This window comes from Janthinobacterium sp. SUN176, from assembly GCF_030587335.1.
Taxonomy (GTDB): Bacteria; Pseudomonadota; Gammaproteobacteria; order Burkholderiales; family Burkholderiaceae_D; genus Janthinobacterium; species Janthinobacterium kumbetense.
Window position 1 is genome coordinate 115053 of sequence record NZ_JAPWIA010000004.1, and the last position, 11891, is coordinate 126943.

Annotated in this window: 13 protein-coding genes; all 13 read left to right on the plus strand. The window is 61.3% G+C overall.

Annotation, left to right across the window (positions count from 1 at the left end; translation table 11 throughout):
- Window positions 1-70: 70 nt before the first annotated feature.
- The 13 genes from O3299_RS23375 (at window position 71) to O3299_RS23435 (ending at window position 11883) form a co-directional block, all read left to right on the plus strand.
- Window positions 71-709 carry an SCP2 domain-containing protein gene (locus O3299_RS23375; RefSeq protein WP_257217999.1) on the plus strand — a complete coding sequence of 213 codons (639 nt, stop codon included), beginning with the start codon at window positions 71-73 and terminating at the stop codon, window positions 707-709.
- On the plus strand, window positions 706-2277 hold the full coding sequence (ubiB, locus tag O3299_RS23380) for a ubiquinone biosynthesis regulatory protein kinase UbiB (RefSeq protein WP_289912343.1): 1572 nt from the start codon (window positions 706-708) through the stop codon (window positions 2275-2277). Before O3299_RS23375 ends, ubiB begins: the two co-directional genes overlap by 4 nt.
- 19 nt (window positions 2278-2296) lie before the next feature.
- The gene (locus O3299_RS23385) at window positions 2297-2899 is read left to right on the plus strand and encodes a methyltransferase (RefSeq protein WP_305063307.1); all 603 of its coding nucleotides are present in this window, start codon (window positions 2297-2299) and stop codon (window positions 2897-2899) included.
- 79 nt (window positions 2900-2978) lie between these two features.
- Window positions 2979-3287, plus strand: a complete 309-nt coding sequence (locus tag O3299_RS23390; RefSeq protein ID WP_077398979.1) for an FmdB family zinc ribbon protein — start codon at window positions 2979-2981, stop codon at window positions 3285-3287.
- A gap of 40 nt (window positions 3288-3327) precedes the next feature.
- On the plus strand, window positions 3328-3969 hold the full coding sequence (locus tag O3299_RS23395) for a DUF502 domain-containing protein (protein ID WP_077398981.1): 642 nt from the start codon (window positions 3328-3330) through the stop codon (window positions 3967-3969).
- Window positions 3970-4032: 63 nt separating this feature from the next.
- Window positions 4033-5835, plus strand: coding sequence for an aspartate--tRNA ligase (gene aspS / locus O3299_RS23400; protein WP_180278639.1), 1803 nt, complete (start codon window positions 4033-4035; stop codon window positions 5833-5835).
- A gap of 87 nt (window positions 5836-5922) precedes the next feature.
- Window positions 5923-6387 carry a dihydroneopterin triphosphate diphosphatase gene (gene nudB / locus O3299_RS23405; RefSeq protein ID WP_305063308.1) on the plus strand — a complete coding sequence of 155 codons (465 nt, stop codon included), beginning with the start codon at window positions 5923-5925 and terminating at the stop codon, window positions 6385-6387.
- A 19-nt stretch (window positions 6388-6406) separates the two neighbouring features.
- Window positions 6407-6700 (plus strand): hypothetical protein, encoded by a 294-nt coding sequence (locus O3299_RS23410; protein WP_077398985.1) that lies wholly within the window; start codon window positions 6407-6409, stop codon window positions 6698-6700.
- Window positions 6701-6772: 72 nt separating this feature from the next.
- Window positions 6773-7594 carry an endonuclease/exonuclease/phosphatase family protein gene (locus O3299_RS23415; RefSeq protein WP_251349339.1) on the plus strand — a complete coding sequence of 274 codons (822 nt, stop codon included), beginning with the start codon at window positions 6773-6775 and terminating at the stop codon, window positions 7592-7594.
- A gap of 9 nt (window positions 7595-7603) precedes the next feature.
- On the plus strand, window positions 7604-8767 hold the full coding sequence (clsB, locus tag O3299_RS23420; RefSeq protein ID WP_099665671.1) for a cardiolipin synthase ClsB: 1164 nt from the start codon (window positions 7604-7606) through the stop codon (window positions 8765-8767).
- Window positions 8764-9153, plus strand: coding sequence for an RNA-binding S4 domain-containing protein (locus O3299_RS23425; RefSeq protein ID WP_077398991.1), 390 nt, complete (start codon window positions 8764-8766; stop codon window positions 9151-9153). Before clsB ends, O3299_RS23425 begins: the two co-directional genes overlap by 4 nt.
- A gap of 258 nt (window positions 9154-9411) precedes the next feature.
- Window positions 9412-10014, plus strand: a complete 603-nt coding sequence (locus O3299_RS23430; RefSeq protein ID WP_070278980.1) for a TetR/AcrR family transcriptional regulator — start codon at window positions 9412-9414, stop codon at window positions 10012-10014.
- 78 nt (window positions 10015-10092) lie between these two features.
- On the plus strand, window positions 10093-11883 hold the full coding sequence (locus O3299_RS23435; protein WP_034753387.1) for an acyl-CoA dehydrogenase C-terminal domain-containing protein: 1791 nt from the start codon (window positions 10093-10095) through the stop codon (window positions 11881-11883).
- Window positions 11884-11891 lie beyond the last annotated feature (8 nt).

An 11891-nucleotide genomic window follows, 5' to 3' on the forward strand; every position in this document is an offset into this window, starting at 1 on the left:
TCGAAACCGCCCACCTTGTTTGATGGGCGGTTTTTTCTTTTTGGGGGCGCGCGCGGCGCGCAGTATATAGATGGCACCACTTTCCGATCTCTCCCTGATGACGCCCGTCATCGCGACAATCAACCACTTGCTGGCGCAGGAGCCGTGGGCGCGCCAGCAACTGGCCGTGCACGCCGGCAAGCTGGCCTGCATCGACACGGGCGCCGTAGCCCTGCGCCTGCGCGTCGACAGCGCAGGCATGCTGGAAGCGGCGCCGGCCGACATGCCGGCCAACGTCACCATCCGCGTGAAATTGTCCGATGTGCCGCTGATCCTGCAAAACCGCGAGCGGGCGTTTTCCTACGTCAAGATCGAAGGCGATGCCGAGTTTGCCAATGCGATTTCCCAATTGAGCAAGGGCTTGCGCTGGGAAGCCGAGCACGACCTGGAAAAGGTCGTCGGCCCCATGCTGGCCACGCGCCTCGTTTCCGGCGCGAAGGATGCGGCCGCCTTTGTGCGCACGGGCCAGCAAAAGCTGGCGGAAAACGTGGCCGAATATTTTCTCGACGAACAGCCCATGCTGATCCGTCCTTCTACCCTGCAAGAGTATTCCGCTGGCGTGACGCGCGTGCGCGATGACGTCGAACGCCTGGCCAAGCGCCTTGCCCGGCTGGAAAAGGCGGCCGCCGCCGTCCAGCCGCAGTCCTCCTCACCGGATTTGTCTACATGATATTGAAATTCCTGCGCCTGTTTAAAATCATCCGTGTTTCCATCAAGTACGGCCTGGATGAGATAGCGATTTCTGGTCTGCAAGTTCCCCGCACCGCCAAATTGATCGACACCCTGATTTTCTGGCGCGACCTGTCGTCGCCGCGGGGCTTGCGCCTGCGCCTGGCGCTGGAAGAGCTGGGCCCGATTTTCGTCAAATTCGGCCAGGTGCTGTCGACCCGGCGCGACCTGATGCCGCTCGACATCGCCGAAGAGCTGGCGCGCCTGCAAGACCGGGTGCCGCCGTTCGATTCCGACCTGGCCATCGCACAGATCACCAAGTCCCTGGGCGCGCACCCGGACCAGCTGTTTGCCCGCTTCGAGCGCGAACCGGTGGCGTCCGCCTCGATTGCTCAGGTGCACTTCGCCACCCTGAAAGATGGCCGCGAAGTGGCCGTGAAGGTCTTGCGTCCAGGCATGAAAAAGCTGATCGACGAAGACGTGGCCCTGATGCACATCGCCGCCGACTGGACCAGCCGCCTGTGGGCCGACAGCAAGCGCCTGAAACCGAAAGAGGTGGTGGGCGAGTTCGACAAATACCTGCACGACGAGCTGGACCTGATGCGCGAGGCGGCCAACGCCAGCCAGCTGCGCCGCAACTTCGCCAACTCGGACTTGCTGCTGGTGCCGGAAATGCACTGGGATTACTGTTCCAGCAGCGTCATCGTCATGGAACGCATGTATGGCATTCCCGTGTCGCAGACGGAGCGCCTGGTGGCGGCCGGCGTGGACTTGCGCAAGCTCTCCAGCGATGGCGTGGAGATTTTCTTCACGCAAGTGTTCCGCGATGGCTTTTTCCATGCGGACATGCATCCGGGCAATATTCTCGTATCGATCGCGCCCGAATCGTTCGGCCGCTACATCGCGCTGGACTTCGGCATCGTCGGCACCCTGAACGACTACGACAAGGATTATCTGTCGCAAAACTTCCTCGCCTTCTTCCGCCGCGACTACAAGCGCGTGGCCGAGGCGCACATCGAATCGGGCTGGGCGCCGAAGGATACGCGCGTCGATGAGCTGGAAGCGGCCGTGCGCGCCTGCTGCGAGCCCATCTTCGACCGTCCGCTGAAAGATATTTCTTTTGGACAAGTTTTACTGCGCCTGTTCCAGACCTCGCGCCGCTTCAACGTGGAAGTGCAGCCGCAACTGGTGCTGTTGCAAAAGACTCTGCTTAATATCGAGGGCCTGGGCCGCCAGCTGGACCCGGAACTGGATCTGTGGCAAACGGCCAAGCCCTACCTGGAAAAATGGATGAGCAACCAGGTGGGGCCGCAAGGCTTCATGGAGCGCCTGCGCGCCGAGGCACCCCGTTATGCGCACATCTTCCCGCAACTGCCGCGCTTGCTGCACCAGGCCTTGACGGTGCATGGCGAACCGCGCGAAAACGAGGTGGAATTGATGAAAACCTTGCTGGCGGAGCAACGCCAGACGAACCGCCTGCTGAGCTTTATCGTCTACTTCGTGGGCGCTTTCGCGCTCGGCGCGCTGGGCTTGCAAGTGTTCATGCGCTGGCATCAACTGCCGTTTTAACTGGCTGAGGACGTAAGTGATGGCTGACTTCCACACCCGCGACCCGCTCTCGCCCGCCTTCTGGGACGAGCGTTTCGAGAAGCAATTCACGCCTTGGGACCACGGCGGCGTGCCCGCGCGCCTGCGACGCTTCGTTGCCGGCAGCCCGGCGCCGCTGCGCTGCCTGATTCCCGGCTGCGGCTCGGCGTATGAGCTGGTCTTCATGCTGGAACACGGCTGGGATGCCACAGCCATCGATTTTTCGCCCGGTGCCGTGGCGGCCGCGCGCATCCAGCTGGGTGAGCGGGCAGGGCGGGTGGTGGAAGCGGATTTCTTTGCCTGGGAACCCGATGCGCCGCTGGACCTGATCTATGAACGGGCATTCCTGTGCGCCATGCCGCGCGCCATGTGGCCGCAAGTGGCGGCCCGCTGGGCGCAGTTGCTGGCGCCCGGTGCCATGCTGGCCGGCTACTTTTTCTTTGACAACAATGCCAAGGGGCCGCCGTTCGGCATATCGCGTGAGACACTGCAGGAATTGCTGGCGCCGCATTTCGATTGCCTGGCCGACGACGCCGTCGACGATTCCATCGCCGTCTTCGCCGGCAAGGAGCGCTGGATGAGCTGGCGCCGCCGGGCGGACTGAGGCGGGCGGGGCAATTTCCGCTGGCGACAAAGGAAAAGCTTTATAATTCAGGGTTTTTGATGATTTTCTCGGAGTAGAGATGCCGATTTACGCTTACCGTTGTGACGAGTGTGGTTTTGCCAAGGACGTCTTGCAAAAGATCTCCGATCCAGTACTGACGGTGTGCCTGTCGTGCGGCAAGCCCAGTTTCAAGAAACAATTGACGGCCGCCGGTTTCCAATTGAAGGGCACCGGCTGGTACGCGACCGATTTCCGCGGCGGCACGGCGCCCACCACGGCCATTCCGACGGGCCCGGCCGATAACGCCAAACCCGCCCCGGCCGCCGAGAGCGCGCCTGCCGCGGCCCCTGCGCCCGCCCCGGCTGCCGCTGCGCCGAAAGCGGACTGAAAAGCGCGCCGCGCCGATACGATCCCTTACCGAGAAACCGATGCGTAAATACTTTATTACCGGATTACTGATTTTGGTGCCCCTGGCCATTACGGCCTGGGTCCTGAATCTGGTCATCAGCACGATGGACCAGTCGCTGTTGCTGGTGCCCGGCAGTACGCAGCCCAGCGTCTGGTTCGGCCGCCAGATTCCCGCGCTGAGCACCATTCCCGGCCTGGGCACGGTATTGACGGTACTGATCGTGTTCTTCACGGGCTTGCTGACGAATAACCTGGTCGGCAATTACGTGGTGAAACTGTGGGAAAAATTGCTGCAACGCATACCCATCGTCAATTCCCTGTATTCGAGCGTCAAGCAAGTGTCGGATACCCTGTTTTCCCCGTCGGGCAATGCCTTCCGCAAGGCCGTGCTGGTGCCGTATCCGCACCAGAACTCCTGGACCATCGCTTTCCTGACCGGCGTGCCGGGCGGCGATGCGGCAAACCACCTGGTGGGCGACTATGTCAGCGTGTACGTGCCGACGACGCCGAATCCGACATCGGGCTTTTTCCTGATGATGAAGCGCAGCGATGTCGTCGAACTCGACATGAGCGTCGATGCGGCGCTCAAATATATCGTCTCGATGGGCGTGGTGGCGCCTGCGGAAGTTGTTGCTGTACCGGCCCCGGCAGCCAAAGAATAAAGGCAGGCGTCCCATGCGGGACGTGGCCGGATTGAACACTCACTAACCTGAACTGAGAATTTTATGTCTATGCGTACTGAATACTGCGGCCTCGTTACCGAAGCCATGCTGGGACAAACCGTCAGCCTGTGCGGCTGGGTACATCGCCGCCGCGACCACGGCAGCCTGATTTTCATCGACTTGCGCGACCGTGAAGGCCTGGTGCAAATCGTCTGCAACCCGGAACAAGCGGAGATGTTCAAGGTCGCCGAAGCCGTGCGCAACGAATTCTGCCTGCGCGTGACGGGCGTCGTGACCAACCGTATCGAAGGCACGATCAACAACAACTTGAAATCGGGCAAGATCGAAGTGGTCTGCTCGGAGCTGGAAGTGCTGAACCCTTCCGTGCCCGTGCCGTTCCAGCTGGACGACGACAACCTGTCGGAAACGACGCGTCTGACGCACCGCGTGCTGGACCTGCGCCGCCCGCAAATGCAAAACAACCTGCGCCTGCGCTACAAGGTGACGATGGAAGTGCGCAAGTACCTCGACGCGCTGGGCTTCATCGACATCGAAACGCCGATGCTGACCAAGTCGACGCCAGAAGGCGCGCGCGATTACCTGGTGCCGTCGCGCGTGAACGCGGGCAGCTTCTTTGCCTTGCCGCAATCGCCACAGTTGTTCAAGCAACTGTTGATGGTCGCCAACTTCGACCGTTACTACCAGATCACCAAGTGCTTCCGCGACGAAGACTTGCGCGCTGACCGCCAGCCTGAATTCACGCAGATCGATTGCGAAACCTCGTTCCTGACGGAACAGGAAATCCGCGACCTGTTCGAAGACATGATCCGCGTCGTCTTCAAGAACACGCTGAACATCGACTTGCCGAACCCGTTCCCGGTGATGGATTTCGCCGAAGCGATGGGCCTGTACGGCTCCGACAAGCCGGACATGCGCGTCAAGCTGGCCTTCACGGACTTGACCGAAGTCATGAAGTCGGTCGAATTCAAGGTCTTCAACGGCGCCGCCAACATGAAGGGCGGCCGCGTGGTGGCCCTGCGCGTACCGCAAGGCGGCAGCATGCCCCGTTCGGAAATCGACGCCTACACCCAGTTCGTCGCCATCTACGGCGCCAAGGGCTTGGCTTACATCAAGGTCAACGAGAAAGCCAAGGGTCCTGAAGGCTTGCAGTCGCCGATCGTCAAGTTCCTGCCTGCCGACGTGCTGGCCACGATCCTGGAGCAGACCGGTGCGCAAGACGGCGACCTGATCTTCTTCGGCGCGGACAAGGCCAAGGTCGTCAACGACGCCATCGGCGCGCTGCGCGTGAAAATCGGTCACAGCGAGTTCGGCAAGAAAGCCGGCCTGTTCGAAGACGTGTGGAAGCCATTGTGGGTGGTCGACTTCCCGATGTTCGAGCACGACGAAGAAGCGGACCGCTGGACGGCGACCCACCATCCATTCACGGCGCCAAAAGACGGCCATGAAGACATGCTGGAAAGCGATCCGGGCGCCTGCATCGCCAAGGCCTACGACATGGTCTTGAACGGCTGGGAACTGGGTGGCGGTTCGATCCGTATCCACCGCGAAGAAGTGCAAAGCAAGGTCTTCCGCGCGTTGAAGATCGACGCCGAAGAAGCGCAGCTGAAATTCGGCTTCCTGCTCGACGCCCTGCAATACGGCGCGCCACCGCATGGCGGCCTGGCATTCGGCCTGGACCGTATCGTGACCATGATGACGGGTTCCGAATCGATCCGCGACGTGATCGCCTTCCCGAAAACCCAGCGCGCGCAAGATTTGCTGACCCATGCGCCGTCGGAAGTTGATGAGAAGCAACTGCGTGAACTGCACATCCGTTTGCGCAGCACCGAGCCAAAAGTAGTGTAATGAAGCATGCGGCTGCCCAGGCAGCCGCTACCGTTTTACTTGCTGAGGCAAAAAAAGGCGCTGCGAGGCGCCTTTTTCATTCTTGATATGAGCCATAAAATTCCCGTTTCCGTGCTGGTCGTCATCCATACGGCGGACCTTGACGTCTTGCTGATCGAGCGCGCGGGCCAACCCGGTTTCTGGCAATCCGTGACGGGTTCCGTCGACGCCGTCGACGAACCGCTGCTGCAGACGGCCGCGCGCGAACTGGCGGAAGAAACCGGCATCGTTGCCGATGGGCACGATATCGTGCTGCGCGACTGGAACTTGTCGAATGTGTACGAGATCTATCCGATCTGGCGCCACCGCTATGCGCCGGGCGTGACGCGCAACACGGAGCACGTGTTCAGCGTGCAAGTGCCGCGCGACATCGCCATCACCCTGAGTCCGCGCGAGCATTTGCAGTACGCGTGGCTGCCGTATCTGGCGGCGGCCGACCGCTGTTTCTCGTCGTCCAATGCGGAAGCGATCTTGCAATTGCCGGCCATGACGGGCCTGGCGCGTCCCACCTGATTTTCCTAGAAAGCATTCCATGTTGAACTGGTTACATTTGACTACGCAGCAAAAACTGCTGGGTACCCTGGGCATCGTTTTTTGCCTGTGCTTTATCTTCCTGCTGTTCAGCTCCACCGTGCCCGGCCGCACGCCGCCGATCGGCATGCCGCTGATGGCCATCGGCTGGCTGCTGCACCCGGGTGCGTTTGCCAAGGGCAAGCGCACCGTGGCCTGGCGCGGCGCGCCCTTGCTGGTGAAAATCGTCTGGGCGGCGGGCATCACGGCGCTGATCGTTAGCGTGACGGCGGGCGTGGGACGCATGCTGGCCTGATTGTGGGTTTTAGGTGCGCACGCGCACCTACGCCGGCGCCGCGCGGGGCCTGTCTGGGAGTAGAATCAATGCATGAAAATCCGCGTAGCAACTTATAATATACACAAGGGTGTCTCCTCCGTGCGGGGCTTGCCCCGCGTGCATGCTTTAAAGCAGGCGATTGCCCTGTTCCATGCCGATGTTGTCTTTTTGCAAGAGGTGCAAGGCAAGCACGACCGTAATGCGGCCCGCTATGGCGCCGAGAAGAACGGCCACAAGCATTGGCCGGAAGCGTCGCAGCACGAGTTCTTTGCCGGCCCCGAGCACCATTCCGCCTACGGCATGAATGCCGTGTATGACCATGGCCACCATGGCAACGCCTTGCTGAGCAAGTTTCCCATCGCTTCGCAAACCAACCACGACGTGTCCGACCATGCCTACGAGCAACGCGGCATCCTGCATTGCGTGCTCAAGACGCCGCAGGCCGACGTGCATTGCTACGTCGTCCACTTGGGCCTGTTCGAGTCGGGGCGGGGCCGCCAGACGCAGGCGCTGATCGACGCCGTCATGGAATCGGCGCCGAATGGCGAGCCCGTCATCATTGCGGGCGACTTCAACGATTGGCGCAACACGCTCAGCGACAAGCTGCGCAACGCGCTCGGTGTGGTCGAGGTATTCGACCAGCGGGCTTCGAACTCGGCCCTGGGCGACCTGGTGCGCACCCTGGCGCGGCGCCAGACGAAAACGCCGATTCCCGTGCCGGCGCGTACCTTTCCCGCCGCCTTGCCGTGGTTCCGCCTGGACCGCATCTATGTGCGCGGTTTCCACGTGGAAGGCGCGCAAGTGATGCACGGCACCCTGTGGGCCAAATTGTCGGACCACGCGCCGATAGTTGCCGCTTTGAAACTCGCGTAGACTGCCGGCATGCGCACAGTCAATTTCATCGCCCACAACGACATCCAGCTGCTGTATTGCGGCACCGATTACTTTCCTGCCTTGATCGCCGCCATCGACGGCGCGCGCTCGGAAGTGTATTTCGAAACGTATATCTTTGCCGACGACGCCACGGGCGCCCTGGTGCTCGATGCGCTCAAGCGTGCCGCCGCGCGCGGCGTGCTGGTGTGCATGATCACGGACTGGTTCGGCACGGGCAACCGCCGGGTCAACGCCATGCATGCAGAGCTGGAAGCGGCGGGTGTGCACCACCGCATCTTCAATCCGTGGTTCCGGCGCGGCATCACGCGCACGCACCGCAAGATCTGTGTGGCCGATGGTGAAATCGCCCTGGTGGGCGGCATCAATATCAACGACGACATGTTTTGCGACTACGACCACAACATCAGCCTGGAAGCGCCGCGCTGGGATTTTGCCGTGCAGGTGAAGGGCCCGCTGGTGGACGCCATCCACGAGGAAGTGCAGGCGCAGTGGGCAAGATTGGGCAAGATGAACCTGGTGCGGCGTATCAAGCTGTACCGCAAGATGCGCGTCGTCAGCAAGGAGCTGGCGAAGAACCCCGTGGTGGCCGGCTTTGTCGTGCGCGACAACCTGCGCAACCGCCGCACCATCCAGCGCGCCTACCTGCAGGCGCTGGGCCAGGCGAGGAAAAGCGTGATGCTGGCCAACCCGTATTTCGCGCCCGGCCACAAGCTGCGCCGCGCGCTGGCCCAGGCGGCCCAGCGGGGCGTGGACGTGGTGCTGTTGATCGGCGTGGGCGAGTTCCGCATGCAGGACGCGGTGGCGCATTCGTTTTATCCGAAACTGCTGGCCGCCGGCGTGAAAATCGTCGAATACCGCAAGACGCAGCTGCACGCCAAGGTGGCCGTCGTCGACGATGACTGGGCGACGGTGGGTTCCAGCAATATCGATGCGCTGAGCCTGTTCCTGAACCAGGAAGCGAACGTGGTCATCAAGGATGTGGCGTTCGCGCAAAGCTTGCGCCAGCACATTGAGCAGGGCGTCGCCGACGGCATCGTGATTCACCAGGATGATTTCAAGCACATCGGCCGTTTCCGGCGCATCGGCTACGAAGCCGCGTTCCTCGTGTACCGGCTGGTGATGCGCATTTTTTCAGTAGGCAAGTACGCATGAACGAGATGACAACGGTAAGGCTGGACAAATGGCTGTGGGCGGCGCGTTTCTTCAAGACGCGCTCGCTGGCCAGCGAGGCCGTCGACACGGGGAAAGTCAAAGTGGGGGGCGAGCGCGTGAAACCGGCGCGCAGCCTGCGCGTGGGCGACGAGCTGGCCATCGATAATGGCGCGGAGACGTGGGAAGTGGCCGTGCTGGGCCTGTCCGACAAGCGCGGCGCGGCGCCCGTGGCGCGCCTGCTGTATGGCGAAACGCCGGCCAGCATCGCCCGCCGCGAGCAGCTGGCCGAGGAGCGCAAGCTGTTCCGCGAGCCGGGTACCACCATCAAGGGGCGGCCGACCAAGCGCGACCGCCGTCAATTGAGCAAGGCAGGCGACCTTTCCTGAGGCTCGCCTGATGCGGGAGGGCAAGGGCGAGCGACGCTTTTGCCCTCCTGAAATCGCTGTAAACACGCAGCCTGAAAATGCTGCGCTGCACCAATAGAACGCCGGCTCTAAAGTTCCCGTTTGACTTTTACGTGGTAGTGGATAATAGTACGAGCGTTCGGATTTTTTCGAGGCGTGCTTTTTTTTACCCTCGCTTCAGTCCGCCAAATCGGCAACATCACTTTTAGAACGGACCTCTTGAATACTTCAGTCAAATTCATGCGCAAGGGCGAACTGACCCGTGCAGCCATCCTCGACGTGGCGCTGGACCTGTCCAGCCGCGACGGCCTGGAAGGCCTAACCATTGGGTTGCTTGCGGACAAAATGAACATGAGCAAGTCGGGCGTGTTTGCCCACTTTGGCTCGCGCGAAGACTTGCAGATGGAAGTGCTGAAGCTTTACCACTATCGTTTCGAGCAAGAAGTCTTTTTTCCCAGCATGAAAGAACCACGCGGCATCCAGCGCCTGCAATCGATGTTTGCGCGCTGGGTCAAGCGGGTCAGCGTGGAAATCGCTTCGGGCTGCATCTATATCAGCGGCGCCGTCGAGTATGACGACCGTCCCGGTCCCATCCGTGAAGCCCTGGTGGCCATGGTGCGGGCCTGGCAGGGCGCGCTGCTGCGCTGTGTCGAGCAATCGATCGCCACGGGCGACCTGAAAGCGGACACGGATGCCCAGCAGCTGGTGTACGAGATGTATGGCCTGATCCTGGCCCTGCATCACGATGCGCGCTTCCTGCGCGTGCCGGGCAGCATCGAACGGGCGCAAGCGGGCTTTGTCCGCCTGCTGGCGTCGTACCAGAATTCCGTCACAAGCAAATAAGCCGTCAGGCAGTATCCGCAACAACGCACACGCACTTACAAGTACAACACTTTAGCTAATCGCCTTCAGGAGAAAATTATGGGTCAATACGTCGCGCCAATCCGGGATATGCAATTCGTCCTGCATGAGTTCCTGCAAGTGGAAGAAGAACTGAAGCAAATGCCGTCGTACGCCGACGTCGACGCCGACATCATCAACCAGGTACTGGAAGAGGGTGGCAAATTCACCTCCGAAGTATTGTTCCCGCTGAACCACTCCGGCGACCGCGAAGGCTGCCACCACGACCCCGTCACGAAAAGCGTGACCACGCCGAAAGGTTTCAAGGAAGCCTACAAGCAGTACGTCGAAGGCGGCTGGGCGGCCCTGGCGTGCGATCCGGAATACGGCGGCCAGGGCTTGCCTGTCGTGCTGAACAATTCGTTCTATGAAATGCTGAACTCGTCGAACCAGGCCTGGTCCATGTACCCAGGCCTGTCGCACGGCGCCTACGAGTGCCTGAAGGAACACGGCACCGACCACCAGAAGGAAGTGTATCTGCCGAAGCTGGTGTCGGGCGAATGGACGGGCACCATGTGCCTGACCGAACCGCACTGCGGCACCGACCTGGGCCTGCTGCGCTCGAAAGCGCTGCCTGAGGCGGACGGTTCCTGGACCATCACCGGCAACAAGATCTTCATCTCGGCCGGCGAGCACGACATGGCGGAAAACATCCTGCACCTGGTGCTGGCCCGCGTGCCGGACGCGCCGGAAGGCTCGAAAGGCATTTCGCTGTTCCTGGTGCCGAAATTCCTGCCAAACGCGGATGGCACTGTCGGTGAGCGCAATCCGATCACCTGCGGCGCCATCGAAGAAAAAATGGGCATCCACGGCAATTCGACCTGCCAGATGAACCTGGACGGCGCGAAAGGCTGGATCATCGGCCAGCCGAACAAGGGCCTCAACGCCATGTTCGTCTTCATGAACGCGGCCCGCCTGGGCGTGGGCATGCAGTCGCTGGGCCTGACGGAAATCGCTTACCAGAACGCGCTGATCTACGCCAAGGACCGCACGCAAATGCGTTCGCTGTCCGGCATCAAGAACCCGGAACTGCCGGCCGACCGCATCATCGTGCACCCTGACGTGCGCCGCATGCTGTTGACCGGTAAAGCCTACGCCGAAGGCGCGCGTGCTTTCACCTCCTACGTGGCGCTGCAGATCGACCGCGAACTGCACCACCCGGACGCCGACGTGCGCAAGGAAGCGGCCGACGAAGTGGCGCTGCTGACGCCTGTCATCAAGGCCTTCATCACCGACAACGCCTGGATCGCCACCTCGGACGCGATGCAAGTATTCGGCGGCCACGGCTACATCTCGGAATGGGGCATGGAGCAGTATGTGCGCGACGCGCGCATCAACATGATCTACGAAGGCACGAACACGATCCAGTCGCTGGACCTGTTGGGTCGCAAGATCCTGGGCGACAACGGCGCCAAGCTGCGCAAGTTCGGCGAAAAGATCAAGGCTTTCGTCGAAGACAACGGTACCGATGAAGCGATGAGCGAATTCGTTACGCCACTGGGCGACCTGGGCGACAAAGTCACCAAGCTGACCATGGAAATCGGCATGAAGGCATTCCAGAATCCGGACGAAGTGGGCGCGGCATGCGTGCCTTACCTGCGCGTCGTCGGCCACATGATCTACAGCTACCTGTTCGCGCAGATGGCCAAGATCGCCCTCGAAAAAGAATCCAGCGGCGACAAGTTCTACACCGCCAAACTGGCTACCGCACGTTTCTACTTCGCCCGCTTGCAGCCTGAAACGGCAACCCTGATCCGTCAGGCGCGTTCCGGTTCGGCCAACCTGATGGCACTCGACGCAGACCTGTTCTAAGACTTGAG

Excerpts from the sequence above, each read along its gene's own strand:
- O3299_RS23395 (WP_077398981.1), top strand. The coding sequence starts at position 3,328 with ATGCGTAAATACTTTATTACCGGATTACTGATTTTGGTGCCCCTGGCC.
- O3299_RS23375 (WP_257217999.1), top strand. The coding sequence starts at position 71 with ATGGCACCACTTTCCGATCTCTCCCTGATGACGCCCGTCATCGCGACA.
- O3299_RS23390 (WP_077398979.1), top strand. The coding sequence starts at position 2,979 with ATGCCGATTTACGCTTACCGTTGTGACGAGTGTGGTTTTGCCAAGGAC.
- O3299_RS23415 (WP_251349339.1), top strand. The coding sequence starts at position 6,773 with ATGAAAATCCGCGTAGCAACTTATAATATACACAAGGGTGTCTCCTCC.
- aspS (WP_180278639.1), top strand. The coding sequence starts at position 4,033 with ATGTCTATGCGTACTGAATACTGCGGCCTCGTTACCGAAGCCATGCTG.
- O3299_RS23435 (WP_034753387.1), top strand. The coding sequence starts at position 10,093 with ATGGGTCAATACGTCGCGCCAATCCGGGATATGCAATTCGTCCTGCAT.
- nudB (WP_305063308.1), top strand. The coding sequence starts at position 5,923 with ATGAGCCATAAAATTCCCGTTTCCGTGCTGGTCGTCATCCATACGGCG.
- clsB (WP_099665671.1), top strand. The coding sequence starts at position 7,604 with ATGCGCACAGTCAATTTCATCGCCCACAACGACATCCAGCTGCTGTAT.
- O3299_RS23430 (WP_070278980.1), top strand. The coding sequence starts at position 9,412 with ATGCGCAAGGGCGAACTGACCCGTGCAGCCATCCTCGACGTGGCGCTG.
- ubiB (WP_289912343.1), top strand. The coding sequence starts at position 706 with ATGATATTGAAATTCCTGCGCCTGTTTAAAATCATCCGTGTTTCCATC.
- O3299_RS23425 (WP_077398991.1), top strand. The coding sequence starts at position 8,764 with ATGAACGAGATGACAACGGTAAGGCTGGACAAATGGCTGTGGGCGGCG.
- O3299_RS23410 (WP_077398985.1), top strand. The coding sequence starts at position 6,407 with ATGTTGAACTGGTTACATTTGACTACGCAGCAAAAACTGCTGGGTACC.
- O3299_RS23385 (WP_305063307.1), top strand. The coding sequence starts at position 2,297 with ATGGCTGACTTCCACACCCGCGACCCGCTCTCGCCCGCCTTCTGGGAC.